This window comes from Bradyrhizobium archetypum (genome assembly GCF_013114835.1).
GTDB lineage: Bacteria > Pseudomonadota > Alphaproteobacteria > Rhizobiales > Xanthobacteraceae > Bradyrhizobium > Bradyrhizobium archetypum.
Genome location: NZ_JAAVLW010000008.1, coordinates 194119 through 219167, shown reverse-complemented (window position 1 = coordinate 219167; position 25049 = coordinate 194119). Strand labels below are relative to the sequence as shown.

Here is a 25049-nt window from a genome sequence, read left to right as displayed (position 1 = left end):
ACTCTTACCCCCTGAGTCTCCTTTGGGGATACTCTCGGTCGATTCGTGTAGAGCGCGGCCAGCAAAAGTGGGGTCCGATTTTGCGCCCGGGCGCGCTCAATCCATTAGTCGGCGCACAATCTCAACGCCAAACCGCTCACATTTTGGCGGGATTATGCGATGGGGGTAGTGCCGGGCCTGCAGTCGTGCGTTTTGGGGCAAATAATGTCGGGCGTAGTCGCTGCGATGCGTCGAACCCTGCTGTCGTGCACCTCACTGGCGCGCCACGGCATGATCGCGCTCGCCACCCTGTCCGCTTGGCCGGAACCCGCATTGGCCACTGATTCGATCATCGCCCAGACGCTTTCGACCCTGTTCGACCTCAATCAGCAGGAATTCGCGGCGCTAATGACGGCGCTTTCCCTGCTCGGCTTTACCGTCGTGGCCGCGATCCTGCTGATGCGGACCCGTATTCGGGCCTCCCGGACGGAACTCAGCCTACGCTCGGATATCGCCGACCTGCAGGTGCAGGCCGACCGGCTGCGTGCGCTGCTGTTCGCCGAGCCCCAGATCCTGATCGCGTGGGCCGCCGGCGATAACCGGCCTCAGATCAGCGGCGACACCTCGCTATTGATCTCGCAGGACGCATTGTCGAGCTCACCGCAACGCATCCTCGCCTTTGGAACCTGGCTGCCGCCGGAACCGGCGCTGCAGATGGACCATGCGGTCGACGCGCTGCGCGAGGCCGGCGAGGGCTTCCTGCTCAATCTCTCCACCTCGAATGGCCGCGCCATCGAAGCGATGGGCCGCGCCATCGGAGGACAAGCCATTGTACGGATTCGCGAACTCGGCGGGTTGCGCCGTGAACTCGCCGAGTCCAATCTCCGTTACCGGACGCTTTTGGAGGAGACCGAACTGTTGCGCGACTTCGCCGCCGCGGCGCCGTGGCCGATCTGGGCCAAGAGCGTCGAGGGCAATCTGCGTTACGCAAATACGGCCTATGTGCGCGCCACCGAAGGCAAGAGCATCGCGGATGCGATTCATCGCAACCTCGAACTCCTCGAGCACGACCAGCGCGGCGAGATGGCCCGGGTGCTGAACGACAATTCCACCTTTAGCGCGCGGTTGCCGATCGTGGTCGGTGGCGAGCGGCGCATCTATGACGTTCAGGCCCTCAGGCTCAGCGGCGGCAGCGCCGGCATCGCCATCGACGCCGGCGAGGCGACCCAGTTGCGCGACGCCATGGAGCGGATGGCGGAAGCCCATCGCCGCACCCTCGACCAGTTGTCCTCGGGGGTCGCAGTATTCGACGGCCAGCGGCGGCTCGCCTTCTACAATGAGTCCTACCGGCGGCTATGGGGCCTCGATCAGGCCTTCCTCGATTCCAATCCCGACGATTCCAGCGTGCTCGACCGGCTGCGCGCGGCGCGCAAATTGCCCGAACAGCCCGACTTCCGGGCCTGGAAGGCCAAGCTGCACGAAGCCTATCGCGCCGTCGAGCCGGAGAACTACACCTGGTTCCTGCCCGACGGCCGCGCCGTCAGCGTCGTCACCACGCCGAACCTCGAAGGCGGCGTCACCTATCTGTTCGACAATGTCACCGAGAGCCTCGATCTCGCACGCCGCTACGACCGGCTGACCCGGGTCCAGCATGAAACGCTCGACAATCTCGCAGAAGCCGTCGCGGTGTTCGGCAGCAACGGACGGGTGGAATTGTTCAACCCCGCCTTCGCCAGAATGTGGAAGCTTTCGGCCGAATCGCTGAAGGAGCAGCCGCACATCGAGACCGTGGAAGCGTGGTGCAAGCCGCTGTTCGACGACGCGCTGACCTGGCGGGCGCTGCGCGAGGCGATCACGGGAATCGAGAACCGGGCGCAGGTCGCGCTCAAACTCGAGCGCAAGGACGGCAGCGTGCTGGATTGCATGACCATGCCGTTGCCCGACGGCGCGACGCTCTTGACCTTCCAGGACATCACCGACACCGAAAATGTCGAGCGCGCGCTGCGCGAGCGCAACGAGGCGCTGGAGGCAGCCGACCAGATGAAGGTGGATTTCGTCCACCACGTCTCATACGAATTGCGCGCTCCCCTCACCACCATCATCGGCTTTGCGCATTTCCTCAGCGATCCCTCGACCGGCCCGCTGACGCCGAAGCAGGCCGAGTATCTCGACTACGTCACCAAGTCGACCAACGCGCTGCTGGCGCTCACCAACAACATCCTCGATCTCGCCACCATCGATGCCGGCGCCATGAAGCTCGAACTCGGTCCGGTCAACATTGAAAAGGCCATCCAGGCCGCCGCCGAAGGCATTCAGGACCGCCTGGCGACAGACCGCATCGAGCTCAAGATCGACATCGATCCCAATATCGGCAACTTCACCGGCGACGAGCGGCGGGTAGTGCAGGTGCTCTATAACCTGCTCGCCAACGCCGTCGGGTTCTCGCCGCACGATGCCGCGGTCACGATCAGCGCACGGCGAACCGAGCATCGCGTGATCTTCACCGTCAGCGATTGCGGCCCCGGCATTCCGGCCGAGGTGAAAGACAAGGTGTTCGACTGGTTCGAAAGCCACTCCCACGGCTCGCGGCACCGCGGCGCCGGCCTCGGCCTCTCATTGGTGCGCTCCTTCGTCGAGCTGCATGGCGGCAAGGTGCGCGTCGATTCGGTGGTCGGCAAGGGCACGACGGTCACCTGCGACTTCCCCGTCGACCAGAACGCGCATCGCAACGCCGCCGAATGACCGCGCCTGTGACATTTACGGTGGCGCTGGCGAACGAGACGGCGACCGCGCATCTGATGGCCGATCTCGCGCTTCTGATCAGTCCAGGCGACGTGATCACGCTCTCGGGCGATCTCGGCGCGGGCAAGACCGCGGCGGCGCGCGCGATGATCCGCTATCTCGCCGGCGATCCGGCGCTGGAAGTGCCGAGCCCGACCTTCACGCTGGCGCAGAGCTACGAGCTGCCGTTTCCGCTTCTCCATGCCGATCTCTACCGCATCAATGATGCGAGCGAGCTCGAGGAGATCGGGTTGTCGCCGTTGCCCGACGGCACGCTGGCGCTGATCGAATGGCCGGAGCGCGCACCCGATGCGCTGCCCGAAGATCGCATCAACATCGCCTTGAGCCATCGCCCCGCGCTTGGCTCCGCCGCGCGCGCTGCCGAAATCACCGGCTACGGCACGGCGGCCGCGCAGGTAACGCGATTGGAAACGTTGCGCAAATTTCTCGCCGACGCCGGTTTTCTGGACGCCGCGCGCGAGCGCATGCCCGGCGACGCCTCGACGCGCTCCTATGCACGGCTGATCCGCGAGGACGGCACGTCGATCCTGATGAATTCACCGCGCCGTCCGGATGGACCACCGATCTATCACGGAAAATCCTACAGCGCGGCCGTTCATCTCGCCGAGGATGTCAAACCGTTCGTCGCCATCGACAACGGCCTGCGCGCGCACGGTTTCTCGGCGCCGGCCATCCGTCATTCCGATCTCGATTCCGGCTTCCTGATCACCGAGGATTTCGGCAACGCCGGCGTCATCGAAGGCGACCCGCCGCGGCCGATCGCCGAGCGCTACGAGGCGGCGACCGACATGCTGGCGGAGCTGCATCGCAAACTCCTGCCAGATACCGTGCCGCTCACGCCGCAGGCCTCATACCAAATTCCGGTCTACGACATCGATGCATGGCTGGTCGAGATCGGCCTGATGCTCGAATGGTATCTGCCGGCCCGCGGCGCCGAAGTCAGCCAGGCGCGGCGCGACGAATTCGTCGCGATGTGGCGAACGCTCCTGGAAAAGCCGGCGGCTGCGCCGCGAACCTGGGTGATGCGCGATTTTCATTCGCCCAACATCATCTGGCTCGGCGACCGCACCGGGATCTTGCGCGTCGGAATCATCGACTTCCAGGATGCCGTGCTCGGCCCTGCGGCCTACGATCTGGTGTCGCTCTTGCAGGATGCGCGGCTCGACGTTCCCGAGCAGCTCGAGTTGACGCTATTGACCCGCTACATCAAGGCGCGCCGTGCGACGGATGCTGAGTTCGATCCGGCCGGCTTTGCCGAGCTCTATGCCATCATGTCGGCGCAGCGGAATACGCGCCTGCTCGGCACCTTCGCCCGGCTCAACGGGCGCGACGGCAAGCCGCAATATCTGCGCCACCAGCCGCGGATCTGGACCTACCTGAACCGCTCGCTGGCGCATCCGGCGCTGGCGGCGTTTCGCGAATGGTATGCCGCCAACGTGCCGCCGCCAATTGCCTGATTTACCTCCTGTTAGCCACCCCGCATCTAATCTGGAAACCGGCCATGCCGTGCCGGCGTGGCGCAGCCAACTTGAACTGGGAAGACGGCCATGGCGGGCGCGGAACGGCGCAGGGGAGATCGAGTCGTATTCGAGCGCGGCTTTGCCGCGCACATGATGGGGATCGATGGCACCTGGCGGCGTGACTGCGTGATGGAAGACGTCTCCGAAACCGGCGCCAAACTGACGGTTGAAGGCTCGGTCGAGGGCCTGCATCTGAAGGAATTCTTCCTGCTGCTGTCGTCCACGGGGCTGGCCTATCGGCGCTGCGAGCTGGCCTGGGTCAATGGCGACCAGATCGGCGTCAACTTCCTGAAGCAGGGCGACAAGAAGAAGAAGGCGGCCAAGCGCGGGGAGGACGCCGACGCCTGATGTTCGAGCGCCAACGGCTGTCGTACCGCCGTCATATGCGCCAACTATGGCCTCTCGGTCACTGCAATAGACGAATCGCCGTGGTATGATCCGCGGCGCGATTTTGGATGGTTCGAGAAATTCCAGAGATGTCCGTTACGCCCACCAAAGCCATGGTCCTTGCCGCCGGTCTCGGCTTGCGCATGCGCCCGTTGACCGACCACATGCCGAAGCCATTGGTGCGCGTCGCGGGCCAGCCATTGCTCGATCACGTGCTGGACAAGCTCGCCGGCGCCGGCGTCAGCGAGGCTGTGGTGAACGTGCATTACCTGCCCGACCAGATCATCCAGCATACCGCGAGCCGCAGCCGGCCCCGCGTCATCATTTCCGACGAACGCGACGTGGTGCTCGGCACCGGCGGCGCGGTGGTGAAGGCGCTGCCTCTGCTCGGCAAGGAGCCGTTCTTTCACGTCAACGCCGACACGATGTGGATCGACGGCGTGCGATCTAACTTGATGCGGCTCGCCGAAACCTTCGATCCCGCGCGAATGGACATCCTGCTCCTGATGGCGCCGACCACCAGCAGCATCGGCTATGCCGGTCGCGGCGACTACGCCATGCTGCCCGACGGCGCATTGCGCAAGCGGCGAGAGCATCAGGTGGTGCCGTTCGTCTATGCGGGTGCCGCGATCATGTCGCCAGCGCTGTTTGCCGACGCACCGACCGGCGATTTCTCGCTGACCAAGATGTTCGACCGCGCCAACGATCAGGAGCGATTGTTCGGCCTCAGGCTCGACGGCGTCTGGATGCACGTTGGAACCCCCGACGCGGTGCAGGCGGCGGAAGAGGCGTTTCTGGAAAGCGTGGCGTAGGCCCGCCCACGGCTGTCATGCCCCGCCACCGGGTCGGCCGAACGGCCGCCCGATGACAGGCTCCGGCGGGGCATCCAATACGCTGCGGCCTCTCAATTCGATCACGAATGTCTCCGGGATACTGGATCACCGGCCCTCGCCTTCGCGGGTGATGACAGCTTCGCAGCGCTCAGACAAAAATCTCGAAAACAACCCCATGCAAAGTAAAATGGGCCGGACTGCTTTGGCCGTGAGTAGCGGGGACGCCGCCCTCACCCGCATGACCTCTCCCTCATCCCCCTCTATATTGGCGCCTGAATTCGAATCAGGAAGCCCATGCGCGTTTTCAGCGTTCCCCTCTCCGTGCCGTTCCTGCGCACCGTCATCGCGGCGCTGGTTGACGGCCGGCTGGTCGAAGGGTTCGAGGCGCGTCAGGATCCGCTTAGTCTCGCGCGCGCCACGCTCTATCTGCCGACCCGGCGCGCCGGGCGGCTCGCGCGCGAAATCTTTCTCGACGAACTGAAGACGGACGCTGCGATCCTGCCGCGCATCGTGGCGCTCGGCGATATCGACGAGGACGAACTGGCCTTCTCGGAAGGCTCCGAACAGTTCAGTGGCACAGCGCCGCTCGACATTCCGCCGCGGCTCGGCGAGCTGGAGCGGCGGCTGACGCTGGCGCATCTGGTGGCGGCATGGGCGAAAAGTCCGGTGTCGGCGCCGCTTGTGGTTGGCGGCCCGGCCTCGACGCTTGCGCTGGCCGGCGATCTGGCGCGGCTGATGGACGACATGGTGACGCGCGGCGTCGCCTGGGAAGCGCTCGACAGGCTGGTGCCCGACCAGTTCGACAAATACTGGCAGCATTCGCTGGAATTTTTGCGCATCGCGCGCAAGGCTTGGCCGGAGCACCTCAAGGAAATCGGCCGGATCGAGCCCGCGGAACGGCGCGACCGCCTGATCGAGGCGGAAGCCGCCCGCCTGACCGCGCATCATGAAGGGCCGGTGGTTGCGGCGGGTTCGACGGGCTCGATGCCGGCGACCGCGAAATTCCTCAATGCCGTGGCCGGCCTGAAGCAGGGCGCGGTGGTGCTGCCGGGGCTCGACACCGATCTCGACGAGGAAGCCTGGCGGACAATCGGCGGCGTCAGGGACGCGCAGGGCAAATTCACCACGCAGCCCGCCTCCAACCATCCGCAATTCGCGATGCAGGGCTTGCTCGAGCGCTTCGGCATCAAGCGAAGCGACGTCGAAATCCTCGGCACGCCGGCGCCATCCGGGCGCGAGGTGCTGATGTCCGAAACGATGCGGCCCTCGACCGCGACCGAGCAATGGCATGACCGGCTGGCGCAGCCCGATGTATCGGCGAAGATCGCTGGCGGCATGACGAAGCTTGCGGTCGTCGAAGCGCCAAGCTCGGAGATGGAGGCGCTGGCGATTGCGGTGGCGATGCGCGAGGCGCGGCATCTGGGAAAATCGGCTGCGCTGGTGACGCCGGATCGCGCGCTGGCGCGACGGGTGATGGCAGCGCTGACCCGCTGGAATCTCGAATTCAACGATTCCGGCGGCGACGCGCTGACGGATACGCCAAGCGGCATCTTTGCCCGCCTCGCCGCGGAAGCCGCCGCCAAGGGGCTGGAGCCGCCAACCTTGCTCGCGCTGCTCAAACATCCGCTATTCCGGCTCGGCGGCAAGGATGGCGCGTTCAAACGCGCCACTGAGATTCTCGAGCTGGCGCTGTTGCGCGGCACCCGGCCGCAAGCCGGCACGAGCGGCTTGGCACGCGACTTCGATCGTTTCCGCGTCGAGCTTAGGAAGCTCCGGAGTCACGAGACGTCCTCGCTTCACGCTTCCGAACCCCGCGCGAAATTGCGGGACGACGAGCTCGACCAGGCTCAATCGCTGATCGCTGCGTTGCAGAGGGCGCTGTCGCCGCTGGAAGTTGTCGGCTCGACGAAGCCATTCGATTTCGCCGAACTGGCGCATCGCCATCGCGAGGCGCTGATCGCCCTGTCGTCGGATCAGAACGGCGTTGCCATCGTCTTCGAGGAAGCGCAGGGCGCGGTGCTGGCCGCGGCGTTTGACGACCTGCTTACCGAGCAAAAGCCGAGCGGCCTGATGGTCCAGCTCGGCGATTACCCGGATGTGTTCCAGACCGCCTATGCCGACCGCATCGTGCGGCGGCCGGAGTCCGCCAATGCGCAATTGCAGATCTATGGCCAGCTCGAAGCGCGGCTGACCGAATCCGACCGCGTCATTCTCGGCGGGCTGGTCGAGGGCGTATGGCCCCCGGCGCCGCGGGTCGATCCGTGGCTGAGCCGGCCGATGCGCCACGAACTCGGCCTCGATCTGCCGGAGCGACGTATCGGCCTCTCTGCGCACGATTTTGCGCAACTGTTGGGAACGGACGATGTGATCCTGACCCATTCGGCCAAGGTTGGCGGCGCGCCGGCAGTCGCCTCGCGCTTTCTGCATCGGCTGGAGGCGGTGGCCGGCGAAGCGCGCTGGGATGAAGCCAGGAGCGCCGGACAGAAATATGTCAGCTTCGCCGCCGAACTGGATCAGCCTGATGAAGTGAAGCCGATCGAGCAGCCCGCGCCGAAGCCGCCAGTTGCGACGCGGCCGCTGAAATTGTCGGTGACGGCGATCGAGGACTGGCTGCGCGATCCCTATACGATCTATGCGAAATACATCCTGCGGCTCGATCCGCTCGACCCCGTGGACATGCCGCTGTCGGCGGCCGACCGCGGCTCGGCGATCCATGACGCGCTCGGCGAGTTTACGCAAAGATTCGCCGACGCCCTTCCCGAACAGCCCGCGCTGGCGCTGCGCGGGATCGGTGAAAAGTACTTCGCGCCACTGATGGAGCGGCCCGAGGCCCGCGCGCTGTGGTGGCCGAGGTTCCAGCGCATCGCCACCTGGTTTGCGGATTGGGAGAAGGCGCGGCGCGACGATATCGAGAAAATTGCCGCCGAGATCAGGGGCGAAATCAAGATTCCGCTCGGCAACGAACGCATTTTCACGCTATCCGCACGCGCCGACCGGATCGAACAGCGCCATGACGGCAGCTTTGCGATCCTCGATTACAAGACCGGTCAACCGCCGACCGGCAAGCAGGTGCGGATGGGCCTGTCGCCGCAGTTGACGCTGGAGGCCGCGATCCTGCGTGAAGGCGGATTTGAGAATATCCATGCCGGATCATCTGTCGGCGAGCTCGTCTATGTCAGGCTGAGCGGCAACAATCCGCCCGGCGAGCAACGCTCGCTGGAGCTGAAGATCAGGAACAACGACACGCCGCAGCCGCCGGATGAGGCCGCCGACTACGCCCGCGAGCAGTTAGAGGCCTTGATCCGCAAATTCGAGAACGAGGAGACCGCCTACACGTCGCTGAACCTGTCGATGTGGTCGAACCGCTACGGCGCCTATGACGACCTCGCCCGCATCAAGGAATGGTCGGCCGCCGGCGGCCTGGGAATCGAGGAATGGTGAAGGCTGCCCGCATCATTCCCGATGCCGTTCGCGCCACGCAGGCCCGCGCGTCCGATCCAGCCGCGTCCGCCTTCGTTTCGGCGAATGCCGGCTCGGGCAAGACGCACGTCCTGGTGCAGCGCGTGATCCGCCTGCTGCTCGACGGCGTGGCGCCGGAAAAGATCCTCTGCATCACCTTCACCAAGGCTGCCGCCGCCAACATGGCGGAGCGCGTGTTCACCACGCTCGGTCACTGGGTGACGCTCGACGATGACGCGCTGGACGCGGCGATCCGCGAGGCCGGCATTCCACATCCAAGCCCTCGCTTGCGAAAGTCGGCGCGAAAACTGTTCGCCTGCGCGCTGGAAACGCCGGGCGGGCTGAAGGTGCAGACCATCCACGCGTTGTGCACGCGGCTGCTGCAGCAATTCCCGTTCGAGGCCAACGTGCCGGCGCGGTTTGCCGTGCTCGACGAGCGCGACCAGAACGAGATGATGGAGCGCGCCAACCTCGCTGTCTTCCTCGAGGCGTCGCGCAACCCCGATAGCGCCACCGGGCGCGCGCTGATGACGGCGATGGCGAGCGCCGCCGATGTCACCTTCAAGGACGTGGTGCGCGAAGCCTGTCTCAGCCGCGATCATTTCATGGCCTGGACCGATGCCGCCGGCACTGCGCAGGCGGCGGCTGCGCAGATTTCGGCGGCGCTTGGCGTTGACCCGAACGACCGCATTGAAGACGTCGAACGCGATATCGTCGACGGCCCAAACCTGCCGCGCGCGCGATGGCTGGAGATTGCGCTGGTTCTCGAAACCGGCAACAAGTCCGATCAGGATCAGGCGGCACGGCTGCGCGATGCGCTGGTGTTCAGCGGCGCCGCCCAGGTTGACCAATATCTCACCCTGTTTCTCACCGACACCGAGCGCACGCCGCGCAAATCGGTGGTGACGAAAAAATTCTGCGACAACAATCCTGCGATCGGCCGGCTGATCGAAGCGGAAGCCCGTCGCGTCGTGCCCCTGATCGAACGCCGCCGCGCACTGGTGGCGCGCGACCGCACCGAGGCGCTGTTGCATATCGCGACCGCCGCGGCGGCTAACTACCGCCGCGAGAAGCAGGAGCGCGGCCTGCTCGATTATGACGATCTGATCGACAAGACGCTGGACATGCTCGATCGCGTCTCCTCGGGCTGGGTGCATTACAAGCTCGACCGCGGCGTCGACCATGTGCTGATCGACGAGGCGCAGGACACCAGCCCCCGGCAGTGGGACATTGTCGCGCATATCATCTCCGAATTCACTTCAGGTGCGGGCGCGCGCGACGGCGTAGTGCGAACGGTGTTCGCCGTGGGCGACGAGAAGCAGTCGATCTTCTCGTTTCAGGGCGCGGCCCCGCGCGAATTCGACCTGCGCCGCCGCGCACTTCAGAGAAAGTTCGAGGGCGCCGGGCTGAAGTTCGATCCGGTGTCCTTTACCTATTCGTTCCGCTCGGGACCGGCGATCCTGCACGCGGTCGATCAGGTGTTTCGCGAGCAGGACATCTATCGCAGCATTCATGCGATCGATATCGGCAACCCGATCCATCACGCACTGGCCGACGCCGGTCCGAGCCAGATCGATCTCTGGGAGCTTGCGGAAGCCGACGACCGGCAGGACATCGAAGGCTGGCGCGCGCCGTTCGACGGCGTGTCTGCGACCAGCCCCGAAGTGAAGCTGGCCCGCCGCATTCAGGCCGAGATCAAGGCACTGGTCACAAGCGGCGCGATGACCGGAGCCAAGGGCGACCGCCGGCCGCTGCGTTATGGTGACATGCTGGTGCTGGTGCGCCGGCGCGGCAATGCGTTCGACGCCGTGATCCAGGCGCTGAAGCATGCCGGCATTCCGGTGGCGGGTGCCGATCGCCTCAAGCTGACCGAGCACATCGCGATCATCGACCTGATGAATCTGGCGGATGCACTGCTGCTGCCGCAGGACGACCTGGCGCTCGCCGTGGCACTGAAGAGCCCGCTGTTCGGGCTCGACGATGACGACTTGTTCAAGATCGCCTGGGACCGCAAGGGATCGCTGCGCGTCGCACTGAGCGCGCGCGCCGCTTCCGACGGCCGGCTGCGGGATGCGCTGTGGCGGCTCGAACAATGCGAACGTCGTTTCGCCAGCGAGACGCCTTTTGCGTTCTACGCCTGGCTGCTTGGCGGCGACGGCGGCCGCGCGCGAATCCTGCGCCGGCTCGGCCACGAGGCGAACGACGCGCTCGACGAATTTCTGGAGCTGGCGCTGAGCTATGAACGCAAGGCGCCGGCCTCGCTGCAGGGTTTCATGGCGTGGCTGCGCACGGCCGATCTCGAGGTGAAGCGCGACATGGAGATCTCGCGCGACGAGGTCCGTGTCATGACGGTGCATGGCGCCAAGGGGCTGGAGGCTTCCGTGGTCTTCCTGGTGGACACCACGACGTCGCCTTCGGACACGCAGCGGCTGAAGCTCATCCACCTGCCGCAGGGCAATGGCGATCCGCACGCACCTGGCGTGGTGGTCTGGGCCGGCCGCAAAGCCGAGGATCCGCCGGCCGTCGTCGCGGCCCGCGCGGCGATGATTGGCGATACCGAGGATGAATACCGCCGCCTGCTCTATGTGGCGATGACGCGCGCCGCCGACCGCCTGATCGTCGGCGGCTGCATGCCCGGCAACATGAAAAGCGTCCGGCCGCTGTCCTGGTACGATCTGATCACCAAGGGGCTCGCTGGCTCCGGCTTGCAGCTTCAGGAGATCGAGACCACGGCCGGCCGGGTGAAACGCTATACGCGACCCGAGGAGGCCGTGCTGTCGGCCGCTCCGGCGGCTGCGCCGTCCGCGCCGGCCCCGATCGTGCTGCCCAACTGGCTGCTGACCCCGGCGCAGCCGGAAGTTTCCCCGGAAAGCCTGCTGCGGCCCTCGGACCCCGCGGACAGCGAAGGTTATTCGATACGGACGGCCGAATCGCTGCTGCAGCGCGCCCGCGCCCTGCAGCGCGGCACGCTGGTGCACCGTCTCCTGCAATCGCTGCCCGATATCGCCGCCGAGCGCCGCCGCGACGCCGCACTGACTTACCTGGCCCGCAATGCCGATGGCTGGACCGACGAGGAGCGGCAGCGGCTGGCCGAGAGCACGCTGGCGCTGATTGCGGATGCGCGCTTTGCGCACGCTTTCGCCCCCGGCAGCCGCGCCGAAGTCTCGATCGTCGGGCGGCTGGAGCGGCCGGGCGGGCGGCCGGTGCTGGTGTCCGGGCAGATCGACCGCCTTGTGGTGACCGAGCAGGAGGTCCTGATCGTCGATTTCAAGACCAACCATGCACCCCCAAGCCGGCCTGACGACGCGCCAAGGGGCTATGTCCGCCAGCTCGCGATGTACCGGGCGATGCTGGCCAAGCTTTATCCCCAGCGGTCGGTCCGCGCCGCGCTGCTTTGGACCGAAACCGCTGAATTGATGGAGATTTCGGCCCCCGCGCTGGAAGCCGAGCTGGCATCCATCATCTCGGCGTGACCCCTGCTTGACCCGGCAGGATCGCGTTCATAGGTTTGACACTATCATCCCGGGCGCGATTCTTGACCGCGCCCTTTAATTTCTAACTGAACGAGGTAATTCCGATGGCCGTTGGCAAGGTTTCTGACGCCGATTTCGAAGCCGAAGTGCTCAAGGCGACCGGGCCGGTGGTCGTCGACTTCTGGGCCGAATGGTGCGGCCCGTGCCGCATGATCGCGCCGGCGCTCGACGAGATTTCCGGCGCCATGGGCGACAAGGTCAAGATCGTCAAGCTGAACGTCGACGAGAGCCCGAAGACGGCCTCGAAATACGGCGTGATGTCGATCCCGACCCTGATGATCTTCAAGGGCGGCGAGATGGCCTCCCGCCAGGTTGGCGCTGCCCCGAAGGCAAAGCTGCAGCAGTGGATCTCTGCTGCGGTCTGATCAACCCCAGGCAATATTTTTCTTAAAGACGGCCGGCGAATAGCCGGCCGTTTGCGTTGAGATGGCATGTCTCGCGTTGAAGAGTCCTTACGCCCGCCATCGTCAAAGACGCGTCGGCGCCCCGCCCCGCTCGCGGCGATGGAGGCGCGCTCGGTCGATGCGATCCCGAAGGGGGCGGAATGGCACTACGAGCCCAAATGGGATGGCTTTCGCTGCCTGATGTCCCGTCATGGTGAGAGTGTCGATCTCCGCTCCAAATCCGGCGAGGACCTTGCCCGCTACTTTCCCGAACTGGTCCAGGCCGCACTTGCGTTGAAGGCAAGTGAATTCGTGCTCGACGGCGAAATCGTCGTGCCGCACGGGAAGGCGTTTTCGTTCGATGACCTGCTGCAACGGATTCATCCCGCCGCCAGCCGGATCAAAAAATTATCGGAGGAAACGCCGGCGCTGTTTCTCGCTTTCGACCTGCTGGCATCACAGGCCGACAGGAAGCTCGCTGGATTACCCTTGCGCGAGCGCCGCCCCGTACTGGAAGCCTTCGCAAAAACCCAGTTCAAATCGCAGCCGGCATTTCGTCTGTCGCCGGCCACCACGAACTATGCGGTCGCACGAAAATGGCTGAAGCAATCCGGCGGCGGCTCGGACGGCGTGATCGCTAAACGCATCGACCTGCCCTATCAGGCCGGCAACCGCGACGGCATGCAGAAGATCAAGAAATTCCGCAGCGCCGATTGCGTCGTTGGTGGTTTCCGTTACGCCGCCAACAAAATCGCAAACCGCAAGGTCATAGGCTCGCTGCTGCTCGGGCTTTATGATGACAAGGGCCTTTTGCATCACGTGGGCTTCACCTCCGCCATCAAGCAGGCGGACAAGCCGGCGCTGACGAACAGGCTCGAGCCGCTGATCTCCCCGCCCGGCTTCACCGGCAACGCGCCGGGCGGGCCAAGCCGATGGTCGACCGATCGCTCGGCCAAGTGGTGTCCGCTGAAGCCGAAGCTCGTCATCGAGGTCTGCTATGACCATGTCAGCGGCGAGCGCTTCCGGCACGGTACTTCCATCCTGCGCTGGCGGCCCGATAAGGCGCCGCGGCAGTGCACCTTCGATCAACTGCGTCAGAAGGCCGCCGACCCGATGAAGCTGCTGAAGTGAGCCCCGTACGTCGTGAGGCCGCCGCTCCGCGACGTTGATTTTGCGGCGCACCTACCGGGCCCTTTCCAGCGCGGCGCAGGAACTTTGCCTCATAACCGGTAGTTTAATGCCTATTGCCCATTGAGGAGGCATTCATGACGAACCCAAAATCGACCGCGCAAATCGCCGGTCACCCGATCCATCCGATGCTTATTCCGTTTCCAGTCGCCTGCTTCGTTCTGGCCTTTGTCTCAGATGTCGCATTCTGGCAAACCTCGAATGATTTCTGGGCGACGGCCTCGCTCTGGCTGTTGGGCATCGGCCTGATCATGGCCGCGCTCGCGGCCGTTATGGGCTTGATCGACCTGATCGGAGACGATCGTATCCGTAATCTCAACGACGCCTGGCTGCATGCCGGCGGCAATGTCATTGCGGTCCTGATCGAGCTTTACAACTGGTATTCGCGCTATACCGAGGGGACGTCGGCCATTGTCCCGACGGGTCTGGTGCTGTCATTCATCGTGGTGCTGATCCTGCTCTTCACCGGCTGGAAGGGCTGGGAGATGGTCTATCGAGAGCACGTCGGCGTTGCAGACGAGACCCCTGTAACGCGGTGATACAGAGGCATCCGTAGCCCGGGTGGAGCCACCGGGCTACAGGCGTCGGCTACCTGATCCATCCCGTCGCCAACGCGGCTGCCAATTCAGGTTGACCGTTCTGCCGCGCCAAGGCCGCCATCGCCTCGTGATCATACGGCACATGCCGGAAGGTGACGCGCCAGTTGGCCGACGCCAATTCCAGGATCGCGTAACGGGCGTCGGGCGTGCCGGCCTCGATCAAATGGGGATACGGATCGCTGTACCGAAAGCCGGGCCCGCCGACGCTTCCGGGGTTGACCACGAGACGGCCATCGCTCAGCCGCACGGCACGAGCGAGATGGGTGTGGCCGCACAGAATCAGCGACTGCGGGATCCCTTTCGCCTCCTTCTCGATCGCTTCCAGCGCCGTCATCCTGACCGAACCGTCCGGCGTCACCGTCTCCAGCCAGTAGGTGTTATCGTCTGAGGGCGTGGCGTGGCAGAGAAAGACCTGGTTTCGGAAGACCTGCGTTGCAGGCACCTGGCGCAGCCAGTCGAGATGGCTGGCATCGAGTTGCGGAAGCGCGCAGCGCTCCCAGGAGCCCATTTTGTCGAACGGCCGGTCGATCAGCCAGCGGTCATGATTGCCACGAACGTGGACTGCGTCGATCGCCATCAATGCATCCATCGTTCGTCGGGCATCCAGCGGACCGCTCGCCATGTCGCCGAGATTGACGATTTCCTTGATGCCCTGCGCGCGGATGTCGGCAAGGACTGCCTCAAGCGCGAGATGATTTCCATGGACGTCGGCAATCGCAGCGAAACGCATGTTGATTCCAGCTCTCCCGATTGTGTTTCACAAAGCAAAAGCGATGCAACACGATCTACCCCATTTGGGTGAAACCAGCCTGCAACATTCGCCATTGGTTCTATAGCATGCCTGCCAGTTCCGACTCGCAGCTTTCAAACACCTTGGCTAGTCTTTGCGAACACCGGGGCTGGCGAATTCATTAACAATCGATATTTTTTCCCGGGCGGCCGCTGGAAGCGATTCCAGCGGTCATTAATTTTTCAGCCGGGCTAATTTTCAGTTCGGTGGCGTGCCGTTGATGGCGAGCACATGGCCGGCGAGATAGAGCGAGCCGGTTATCAGAATCCGTGGCGGCACTTCGTAAGCGAGGCACGACAGCGCGTGCAGAGCGGCTTCGACGCTTGCAGCATTTTCGACCCGCATGCCGAGCACGCGCGCCGCATCCGCCAGTTGGTCCGGCGGCATCGCATTGTCGCGGCCGGGAATCGGCACCGCGATGATATGGCGCGTCAGCCCTGCGAAATTCGCGAGGAACGCACCGGCATCCTTGTTCGCCATCATGCCTGCGATCACCACCAGCGGACGCGACACCCGCTCTTCGAGATCGCCGAGCGCCGCCGCCGTGACGCGGCCGCCTTCGGCATTGTGCGCACCGTCGAGCCAGATCTCGCAAGCCTTCGGCCCCTGATCGGCCAGTGCACCCGACGCCAGCCGTTGCATCCGCGCCGGCCATTCGGCGTTGACGATGCCGGCTTCAAATGCGCCCATCCCGATCCTGATCGTCCCGATCGCGCGCAAGGTTGCGATGGCAAGACCGGCATTGTCGAACTGATGCCGGCCAAACAGCTTTGGCGCCGCCAGGTCCATCAGGCCACGTTCGTCCTGATACACCAGCCGTCCACGCTCGACGCCAACATGCCAATGCTGCCCGGCCGCATGCAGCGGCGCGCGCATGCGATTGCCCTGCGTCTCGATTACTGACATCGCCTCCGGCGCCTGCTCCGCGCAAATCACCGGCACGCCGCGTTTGATGATCGCGGCCTTCTCGCCGGCGATCGCGGTCAGCGAGCTGCCGAGAAATTCGGTGTGGTCCATGCTGACCGGCGTGATCACGGTCGCACTCGGCCGGTCGATGACGTTGGTGGCGTCCAGCCGCCCGCCGAGACCGGTCTCCAGCAGCACGACATCGGCCTCATGTTCCGCGAAAAGGCAGAATGCCGCAGCGGTCTCCATCTCGAAAATCGTGATCGGCTCGCCCTGATTGACCTGTTCGCAGTACTCCAGCACCCGGCGCAGCTCCGCATCGCTCACCAGTCGTCCGCCGCCATTCTCGCCGAGGCGATAGCATTCGTTGATCCGCACCAGGTAGGGCGAGGTGTAGACGTGGACGCGCAGCGCTGCGGCTTCGAGGATCGCGCGCAAGTAAGCGATCGTGGAGCCCTTGCCATTGGTGCCCGCGACGTGGATCACCGGTGGCAGCGACCGCTCGGGATGATCGAGCCGCGCCAGCAGACGGTGCATGCGATCGAGGCTGAGATCGATGCGCTTCGGATGCAACGCAGCCAGCCGCGCGATCAGGTCACCGAGCGGCTGCGATCTGGCGGCAGGCAGGCTCACGCGTGGGGCGCAGCCGGCACGGCTTCCGGCGCCGAGACGATCTGGGCCGGGTCCGTGACCTGCGGCGAAGGCTTTGAGGTCACCTCGAGCGGCGGCGACTTGGTCAGTAGCCGACACAGCCGCGCCAGCGTCGGACGCATCTCGTGGCGATGCACCACCATGTCGATCATGCCGTGGTCGAGCAGATATTCGGCCCGCTGGAACCCTTCCGGCAGCTTCTCGCGGATGGTCTGCTCGATGACGCGCGCGCCGGCGAAGCCGATCAGCGCACCGGGCTCGGCGATATGGACGTCCCCCAGCATGGCGTAGGAGGCGGTGACGCCGCCGGTGGTCGGATTGGTCAGCACGACGATATAGGGCAGCTTCGCTTCACGCAGCATCTGCACGCCGACGGTGGTGCGCGGCATCTGCATCAGCGACAGGATGCCTTCCTGCATCCGCGCACCGCCCGAGGCCGCGAACATGATGAAGGGTGATTTCTTTTCGAGCGCGAGTTCGAGTCCGCGCACGATCGCCTCGCCCGCGGCCATGCCGAGCGAACCGCCCATGAAATCGAAATCCTGCACCGCGATGACGACGCCGGCGCCTTCCAGCTTGCCGTAGCCGACCTTGATGGCATCGTTCATCCCGGTCTTGGCGCGGGCATCCTTGATGCGGTCGACATATTTGCGCTCGTCGCGAAACTTGAGCGGATCGGCCGTCACTTCGGGCAGCGCGATGTCATACCAGGTCTCGTTGTCGAAGATCGACTTCAATCGCGCCACCGCACCCATGCGCATGTGGTAGTTCGAGCCGGGGATGACGAACTGGTTGGCCTCGACGTCCTTGTAGAACACGAGCTGCCCGGAATCCGGGCACTTGATCCACAAATTCTCCGGCGTCTCTCGTCGCAGGATGTTGCGGATTTTGGGCCGGACGACGTTGGTGAGCCAATTCATGGTTCGCTCCGAAATGCGGTTAACGCATCAGATAGATATATGGCCACCCGCCCGGGGGCCGGCAAGTCGCCACGTTTTGGTTTGGGCATGGTCCCCGCCTTTCCGGATCATGGCCCGCCTGTTTCCACGTCAATTGTGGCTTATTCCGCAGCCTGTTTCGCTCCCCGCACACCCTGCGCCAGCGATCCCACAAGATCGGCCACGGCCGCCACCGTCTTGGTGGTCGCCCGCCCCTGGGTGTCGAGGCTGTCGCGCAACGCATCGACCAGGGCGGTGCCGACCACTGCGCCGTTGGCCTTCTCGGCAATCGCGCGCGCCGCCTGCGGGGTGCGGATGCCGAAGCCGACGCACACCGGAAGCTTGGTGTGGCGCTTGATCCGGGCCACCGCATCGCCGACGGCCTTCGAATCGGCCGCCGCAGCGCCGGTGATGCCGGTGATCGAGACGTAGTAGACAAAGCCGGAGGTGTTTGCGAGCACGGCCGGCAGGCGCTTGTCGTCCGTCGTAGGTGTCGCCAGGCGAATGAAGTTAAGCCCTGCCTTCAGCGCGGGAATGCAAAGCTCATCGTCTTCCTCCGGCGGCAGGTCGACGATGATGAGGCCATCGACGCCGGCGACCTTGGCGTCGGTGAGGAACTTGTCGACGCCATAAATGTAGATCGGATTGTAGTAACCCATCAGCACCAGCGGCGTGCTGTCGTCTTCCTTGCGGAAGCCGCGCACCATCTCGAGCGTCTTCCTCAGGGTCATGCCGCCCTTGAGCGCGCGCAGGCCTGCGGCCTGGATCGACGGACCATCCGCCATCGGATCGGTAAAGGGCATGCCGATCTCGATAATATCGGCGCCCGCCTTGGGCAGCGCCTTGATGATGTTGAGCGAAGTCGCAGGATCTGGATCGCCGGCCATCAGGAAGGTCACCAGCGCCGAGCGGCCTTCTTTTGCGAGGTCGGCAAAGCGTGCGTCGATGCGGGTGGTCACTGCTTCCTGCCTTTCAAGATCTCCGTGATCTGCGGAATGTCCTTGTCGCCACGGCCGGAAAGATTGACCACCATCAGATGGTCCTTCGACCGCTTCGGCGCGAGCTCCGCGACTTTGGCGATCGCGTGCGCGGATTCCAGCGCGGGTGGGATGCCTTCCAGCCGCGACAGCAGCATGAACGCTGCGAGCGCTTCGTCATCGGTCGCGGAAAGATAGGTGACGCGGCCCGTCTCGTGCAGCCAGGAATGCTCCGGGCCGATGCCGGGATAATCAAGCCCGGCCGAGATCGAATGCGCGTCCTGGATCTGGCCGTCATCGTCCATCAGGAGATAGGTGCGATTGCCATGCAGCACCCCGGGCCTGCCGCCGGCGATCGAGGCGGCATGCAGTTGCGTCAGCCCATGCCCGGCCGCTTCGACGCCGAAAATTTCGACGGAGGGATCGTCGAGGAAGGGATGAAACAGCCCCATCGCGTTGGAGCCGCCGCCGATGCAGGCGATCAGCGAATCCGGTAGCCGGCCTTCAGCCTCCTGCATCTGCTTGCGCGTTTCCTCGCCGATCACCGACTGGAAGTCACGCACCATCATCGGATAGGGATGCGGACCCGCCACCGTGCCGATGCAGTAGAACGTGTTGTGCACGTTGGTGACCCAGTCGCGCAGCGCCTCGTTCATCGCGTCTTTCAGCGTGCGCGTCCCCGACTGTACTGGCACGACCTTGGCGCCCAGCATCTCCATGCGGAACACGTTCGGCGCCTGACGGGCGACGTCCACCGCCCCCATATAAACCACGCATTCGAGACCGAAGCGCGCGCACAGCGTCGCGGTGGCGACACCATGCTGGCCGGCGCCGGTCTCGGCGATGATGCGCTTCTTGCCCATGCGCCGCGCGACCATGATCTGGCCGAGCACATTGTTCACCTTGTGCGAGCCGGTGTGGTTGAGCTCTTCGCGCTTCAGATAAATCTTGGCGCCGCCGAGATGCTCGGTGAGGCGCTCAGCAAGATAGAGCGGCGACGGCCGGCCGACATAGTCCTTCAAGTACCCGTTCATCTCGGCATGGAACGCCGGATCGGCCTTGGCCACCGCATAGGCTTTTTCGAGGTCGAGGATCAGCGGCATCAGCGTTTCCGCGACGAAGCGGCCGCCGAAATTGCCAAAGTGCCCGCGCTCGTCGGGACCGCTGCGGAATGAATTTGGAAGTCTTGGATTCATCGGACCATCAATTCTTCGGTGGCGCGTGCGGCGCGAATGAAATTGCGGATCATCTCGGGATCCTTGACACCCGGCGCGCTTTCCACGCCGGAGGATACATCGACGCCGCCGGCGCGGGTGACGCGGACCGCCTCGGCGATGTTGTCGGCGGAGAGACCGCCCGAGACCATGAAGGGCACTTGAAGATCAAGCTTTTCCAGAACGTGCCAGTCGAACACGGCCCCTAATCCGCCGGGGCGGGTGGCACCCTTCGGCGCGCGGGCATCGAACAGGATGCGGTCGGCTACGTCAGCATAGCCCGGCAGGGCCGCGAGATCGGCAGATGTTTCGACCGCAATCACCTTCATGACCGGAACGGCGAATTTCGCCTTGATGTCGCGCACGCGCGCGATGGTTTCGTTACCGTGCAATTGCAGGAGGTCCGGCCGCAGCGTCTCGACGATATTTTCGAGCGTCGCATCGTCGGCATCGACGGTAAGCGCCACCTTGGTCGCGCGGCCCTTGGCCTGCCGGCCGAGCTCGCGCGCAGTCTCAAGGTTGAGATGGCGCGGCGATGGGGAGAAGAACACAAACCCCACCATGTCGGCGCCCGCCTCAAGCGCTGCTTCGAGCGTCTCGCGCGTGGACAGGCCGCAAATTTTGACGAGCAGGGACATGGTCTCTCAGGGGTGGCCCGCGGCCGCCAAGGCAAATTGGAACAAGGCAAATTGGAACAAGCCGGCGGGTTCTACAACGTCGCGCCCTGCTTGTCTCGCCCGGCGGCTCCATAGATGCCGTACTGGGAGGGCGCCGGAAGCCGCTGCTGATCGGCCCGGGAAACCGCCGCCGCAGCCCGCAAATCGGCCGCCTCAGTCCTGGCCCGGCGGGCATCTGCCTCATGGTGGCGCGCTGCCCGCCGCCAACGGCGCTGCCGGAACCAGGTCGCCATGCCGCCGGCCACGACCCCCAGAATGGCGACCGTAATGATGACGGCAAACAGCGGCATGCTCACCGCGATCGCCGGATCGGTCGAATTGAAGGGATCGAACGACACCGTCACGAAATGGCGGTTAGCGACCGCAAAGACGATAAAGATCAGGCCTAAGGGAATGACGACCAGCGCCGTGAAGAACTTTCGCATGACCATCTCTCGTCGTGATGGAGAAAGGCGGGTACGCGACCCGCAACACGGCAACAACCAGACCAACCAAAATGCTTACGCGCCGGCCTCGGGCGAGCCGTTGTCGCGGTTCAGCCGCTCGCGCATTTCCTTGCCGGTCTTGAAGAACGGAACGCTCTTCTGGTCGACCGGCACATGCGCGCCGGTGCGCGGGTTGCGGCCTGCGCGCGCTGGTCGATGCTTGACCGAGAAGGCACCGAAGCCGCGCAGCTCGACACGGTCGCCGCGGGCAAGCGCTGCCACGATCTCATCGAGGATCGCGTTCACAATGTTCTCCACATCCCGCTGATAGAGGTGCGGGTTGTGCTCGGCGATGCGCTGAACAAGTTCGGATTTGATCATCGAAGTTGGGATCCGGGGGTCGTGCGGATATCCATTTCCGTGAAAATACCTTGAACTGTCAAGACGCTAAATCACTTTTGGGCAGTGCCAAATGCCGTGACAAACGGCCCCGATGGGCTTTGTGACAACACCCGCAGTGCGGGAAAATGCGACAAAGAGCAGCCGGATGCGGCTCAATTGGGTGCTGTGGGGCGCCACAACGCCAGCATGCCGTCGAGTGAGAGCTGATCGACTGCCTGCGCGACGCCAGCCTGTTCAATCTGCCGTGCAATGGAACTCAGGCCAAGCGCATCGAATGCGATGGACGCCGCTGTGCGCAGAAAGGTCAGATCGCCAAACTGCGGATTCAGCTTGTAATCGCGCACCGGCAGATCGCTTTTGATTTTCTTTTCGGCGACCAGCCATGCGATGGCAGCCCTTTCATCGCCGAGCTGATCGACCAGCTTCAATTCGACCGCCTGGCGGCCGGTGAAGACCCGCCCGTCCGCGACCTTCTCCAGGAGTGCGTCATCCATGCCGCGACGGTCCTTCACCAGGCCGCGGAACCAGGCGTAGGAATCCTTCACCAGCGCATCGAGCGCGGCGCGCGCCTCCGGGCTGGTCGGCTCGAAACCGTTCGGGGCCGCCTTCAACGGCGAGGATTTCACCTCCTCGACCTTGACGCCAACCGTCTTCAACAGCTCGGCGAAATTCGGAAATTGAAACAGCACGCCGATCGAACCGACTAGCGAGCTCTGGCGGGCGACAATATGATCGGCGGCCATCGCCGTGATGTAACCGCCGGAAGCGGCCAGCCCCTCGACCACCACGACCAGCGGCTTCTTGGCTTTCAGCCGCATCAACGACTCGTAGAGCTGCTCGGAGCCGGCCGTGGTGCCGCCCGGCGAATTGATGTGCACGATGACCGCGGCGTAGCTCGATTTCTCCAGCCGCTCCAGCGCCTCGACGCGCTGCTGGTCGCTGCGGATCAGCCCCTCGATGTTGACGCGCGCGATCGATCCCGATGGCGTCAGCGCGGCCGGACCACTCCTTGTCGCGATCGCGCCAAAAGTGACGATCGCGGCGATCGTGACAAGGCCCGCCACCAGCCGCCAGAAAGTCAGCTTGCGGCGAATCCTGCGGCGATCGACGATCACGTCCGAATCGAGCGACATAGAATTTCTCCTGAAATAATCGGCGCGTTTTGCATCTTGAGCGCTAGCGAAGCGTAACCTGATTACATCAATTGCGGCGCAATTTGAAGAAAACAAGGCTCCATCCGCCGTCGTCCCCCCGCACGCGGGACCCATAACCACAGGCGCTGTTTTTTGCGTCGATGCGGCTCCAGCCTCGCCCAATACAATCCGCCGGTGGTTATGGGTCCCGGATCGCGCGAAGCCTGTCATCGGGCGCGCATTCGCGCGACCCGCTGGCTTGTCCGGGACGACCGATAGCAAAAAGGCCCCGGTCGAGACCGGGGCCTGATGTTCGCAGACAGAAAGCGAAAAGCTTACTTCTCGCGGTTCTTGAGCGCGGTGCCGAGAATGTCGCCCAGCGTGGCGCCCGAATCCGAGGAACCGTACTGCGCGATGGCTTCCTTCTCCTCGGCCACTTCCAGCGCCTTGATCGAGACCTGCACCTTGCGGGCTTTCTTGTCGAACTGGATCACGCGCGCGTCGACCTTCTCGCCGACGGCGAACCGTTCGGCGCGCTGATCGTTGCGGTCACGGGCGAGCTCGGAGCGCTTGATGAAGGTGGTGAAGTCGGTGCCCGAGATCTTCACCTCGATACCGGCTTCCTTCACTTCGAGCACTTCGCAGGTCACAACCGCACCCTTCTTGACGTCGCCAGGCTCGGCGAAGGGATCGCCTTCGAGCTGCTTGACGCCGAGCGAGATGCGCTCCTTCTCGACATCGACGTCGAGCACCACGGCCTTGACCATGTCGCCCTTCTTGAAGTTGTCGATGACCTGTTCACCCGGCAGCTTCCAGTCGAGATCCGACAGATGGACCATGCCGTCGACGTCGCCCTCGAGGCCGAGGAACAGACCGAACTCGGTCTTGTTCTTGACCTCGCCTTCGACCACCGAACCGACCGGGAACTTCTCGACGAAGACTTCCCAGGGATTGCGCATGGTCTGCTTGAGGCCGAGCGAGATGCGGCGCTTGACCGAATCGACTTCCAAAACCTGCACTTCGACTTCCTGCGAAGTCGAGACGATCTTGCCGGGGTGCATGTTCTTCTTGGTCCACGACATTTCCGAGACGTGGATCAGGCCTTCGATGCCCGGCTCCAGTTCGACGAACGCGCCGTAGTCGGTGATGTTGGTGACGCGGCCGGTGAAGCGCGCGTTCAGCGGGTACTTCGCCTCGATGCCCTGCCACGGATCGTCCAGCAACTGCTTCATGCCGAGCGAAATGCGGTGGGTCTCATGGTTGATCTTGATGATCTTGACCTTCACGGTCTGGCCGATGGTCAGCACTTCCGTCGGGTGATTGACCCGGCGCCAGGCGATATCGGTGACGTGGAGCAGGCCGTCGATGCCGCCGAGATCGACGAACGCACCGTAATCGGTGATGTTCTTGACCACGCCGTCGATCACCTGACCTTCTTCGAGGTTCTGCACCAGCTCCTGGCGCTGCTCGGCACGGGTCTCTTCGAGAACCGTGCGGCGAGACACCACGATGTTGCCGCGGCGGCGGTCCATCTTGAGGATCTGGAACGGCTGCGAGTTGTTCATCAGCGGGGCGACGTCGCGGATCGGACGGATGTCGACCTGCGAGCGCGGCAGGAAGGCGACGGCGCCGTCGAGATCGACGGTGAAGCCGCCCTTGACCTGGTTGAAGATGACGCCGTGAACCTTCTCGTTGTTGTTGAAGGCCTTCTCGAGCTTGCCCCAGCTTTCCTCGCGGCGCGCCTTGTCGCGCGACAGCACGGCTTCGCCGAGCGCATTTTCGATCCTGTCGAGGAACACCTCGACCTCGTCGCCGATCTTGAGATCGCTTTCACGGCCGGGGCCGGCAAATTCGCGCAGCGCGACGCGGCCCTCAGTCTTCAGGCCGACATCGATAACGGCCATGTCCTTTTCAATTGCAACCACCTTGCCCTTGATGACCGAGCTTTCCTGCAGATTGCCGCCGGCAAAGGACTCGTCCAGCATCGCAGCGAAATCGTCGCGGGTAGGATTATAGGAAGCAGCAGTATTCGAAGCCATTTGTTCTCCAATGCGGGAAATCGCCGGCCGTTCGGGTTAATGGGCGCATCGCGCGTGAAGTGTCAGGGGTCCGCAAACCCTGACGACCGCGTTTGCGAGTAGCGCAAAAGCGGGCCGGCAGCATGCCTGCACGTTCGATACGTTTGATGTCGCGTCTTCCGCAAAAGCGGGCACCGGTTTTGCGGGAAGAATGCGCGTCGCGTTAAGAAGTCCG

Annotated in this window: 19 protein-coding genes; 9 read left to right on the top strand and 10 right to left on the bottom strand. The window is 64.2% G+C overall.

Going from position 1 to position 25049, the window contains the following annotated elements; translation table 11 throughout:
* Positions 1 to 204 precede the first annotated feature (204 nt).
* The 9 genes from HCN50_RS26365 to HCN50_RS26325 all read left to right on the top strand — a co-directional run bounded on the left by HCN50_RS26365 (position 205) and on the right by HCN50_RS26325 (position 14623).
* The gene (locus HCN50_RS26365; RefSeq protein WP_171712804.1) at positions 205 to 2721 is read left to right on the top strand and encodes a PAS domain-containing sensor histidine kinase; all 2517 of its coding nucleotides are present in this window, start codon (positions 205 to 207) and stop codon (positions 2719 to 2721) included.
* Positions 2718 to 4238, top strand: a complete 1521-nt coding sequence (gene tsaE / locus HCN50_RS26360) for a tRNA (adenosine(37)-N6)-threonylcarbamoyltransferase complex ATPase subunit type 1 TsaE (RefSeq protein ID WP_171712803.1) — start codon at positions 2718 to 2720, stop codon at positions 4236 to 4238. Before HCN50_RS26365 ends, tsaE begins: the two co-directional genes overlap by 4 nt.
* Positions 4239 to 4328: 90 nt before the next feature.
* On the top strand, positions 4329 to 4649 hold the full coding sequence (locus tag HCN50_RS26355) for a PilZ domain-containing protein (RefSeq protein ID WP_171712802.1): 321 nt from the start codon (positions 4329 to 4331) through the stop codon (positions 4647 to 4649).
* A gap of 128 nt (positions 4650 to 4777) precedes the next feature.
* A complete protein-coding gene (locus HCN50_RS26350; protein ID WP_171712801.1) occupies positions 4778 to 5500 on the top strand; it encodes a nucleotidyltransferase family protein in 723 nt (240 codons plus the stop codon).
* Positions 5501 to 5815: 315 nt separating this feature from the next.
* Positions 5816 to 8962, top strand: a complete 3147-nt coding sequence (addB, locus tag HCN50_RS26345) for a double-strand break repair protein AddB (protein WP_171712800.1) — start codon at positions 5816 to 5818, stop codon at positions 8960 to 8962.
* Complete coding sequence (addA, locus tag HCN50_RS26340) at positions 8956 to 12453, top strand: double-strand break repair helicase AddA (RefSeq protein WP_171712799.1); 3498 nt, start codon at positions 8956 to 8958, stop codon at positions 12451 to 12453. Before addB ends, addA begins: the two co-directional genes overlap by 7 nt.
* A 104-nt stretch (positions 12454 to 12557) precedes the next feature.
* Positions 12558 to 12878 carry a thioredoxin gene (gene trxA, locus HCN50_RS26335; protein WP_171712798.1) on the top strand — a complete coding sequence of 107 codons (321 nt, stop codon included), beginning with the start codon at positions 12558 to 12560 and terminating at the stop codon, positions 12876 to 12878.
* A 66-nt stretch (positions 12879 to 12944) separates the two neighbouring features.
* Entirely contained in the window at positions 12945 to 14027 is a 1083-nt protein-coding gene (locus HCN50_RS26330; protein WP_283812127.1) for an ATP-dependent DNA ligase, read from the top strand.
* Positions 14028 to 14161: 134 nt separating this feature from the next.
* Positions 14162 to 14623, top strand: coding sequence for a DUF2231 domain-containing protein (locus HCN50_RS26325; RefSeq protein ID WP_171712797.1), 462 nt, complete (start codon positions 14162 to 14164; stop codon positions 14621 to 14623).
* A gap of 49 nt (positions 14624 to 14672) precedes the next feature.
* Here the strand turns inward: HCN50_RS26325 and HCN50_RS26320 are convergent, their stop codons facing one another.
* The 10 genes from HCN50_RS26320 to rpsA all read right to left on the bottom strand — a co-directional run bounded on the left by HCN50_RS26320 (position 14673) and on the right by rpsA (position 24835).
* The gene (locus tag HCN50_RS26320) at positions 14673 to 15413 is read right to left on the bottom strand and encodes a metallophosphoesterase family protein (RefSeq protein ID WP_171712796.1); all 741 of its coding nucleotides are present in this window, start codon (positions 15411 to 15413) and stop codon (positions 14673 to 14675) included.
* A gap of 258 nt (positions 15414 to 15671) precedes the next feature.
* Entirely contained in the window at positions 15672 to 17012 is a 1341-nt protein-coding gene (locus tag HCN50_RS26315; protein ID WP_171712795.1) for a bifunctional folylpolyglutamate synthase/dihydrofolate synthase, read from the bottom strand.
* Positions 17009 to 17950 (bottom strand): acetyl-CoA carboxylase, carboxyltransferase subunit beta, encoded by a 942-nt coding sequence (gene accD / locus HCN50_RS26310; RefSeq protein ID WP_171712794.1) that lies wholly within the window; start codon positions 17948 to 17950, stop codon positions 17009 to 17011. Before accD ends, HCN50_RS26315 begins: the two co-directional genes overlap by 4 nt.
* 140 nt (positions 17951 to 18090) lie before the next feature.
* The gene (gene trpA / locus HCN50_RS26305; RefSeq protein ID WP_171712793.1) at positions 18091 to 18927 is read right to left on the bottom strand and encodes a tryptophan synthase subunit alpha; all 837 of its coding nucleotides are present in this window, start codon (positions 18925 to 18927) and stop codon (positions 18091 to 18093) included.
* Entirely contained in the window at positions 18924 to 20141 is a 1218-nt protein-coding gene (gene trpB / locus HCN50_RS26300; RefSeq protein WP_171712792.1) for a tryptophan synthase subunit beta, read from the bottom strand. Before trpB ends, trpA begins: the two co-directional genes overlap by 4 nt.
* Positions 20138 to 20797, bottom strand: coding sequence for a phosphoribosylanthranilate isomerase (locus HCN50_RS26295; RefSeq protein ID WP_171712791.1), 660 nt, complete (start codon positions 20795 to 20797; stop codon positions 20138 to 20140). The genes trpB and HCN50_RS26295 overlap by 4 nt, the downstream gene beginning before the upstream one ends.
* Positions 20798 to 20868: 71 nt before the next feature.
* Positions 20869 to 21261 (bottom strand): lipopolysaccharide assembly protein LapA domain-containing protein, encoded by a 393-nt coding sequence (locus tag HCN50_RS26290; protein ID WP_171712790.1) that lies wholly within the window; start codon positions 21259 to 21261, stop codon positions 20869 to 20871.
* Between the two features lie 75 nt (positions 21262 to 21336).
* Positions 21337 to 21642 carry an integration host factor subunit beta gene (locus HCN50_RS26285; protein ID WP_057844774.1) on the bottom strand — a complete coding sequence of 102 codons (306 nt, stop codon included), beginning with the start codon at positions 21640 to 21642 and terminating at the stop codon, positions 21337 to 21339.
* A 173-nt stretch (positions 21643 to 21815) separates the two neighbouring features.
* A complete protein-coding gene (sppA, locus tag HCN50_RS26280; protein ID WP_171712789.1) occupies positions 21816 to 22796 on the bottom strand; it encodes a signal peptide peptidase SppA in 981 nt (326 codons plus the stop codon).
* 335 nt (positions 22797 to 23131) lie between these two features.
* On the bottom strand, positions 23132 to 24835 hold the full coding sequence (rpsA, locus tag HCN50_RS26275) for a 30S ribosomal protein S1 (RefSeq protein WP_171712788.1): 1704 nt from the start codon (positions 24833 to 24835) through the stop codon (positions 23132 to 23134).
* Positions 24836 to 25049 lie beyond the last annotated feature (214 nt).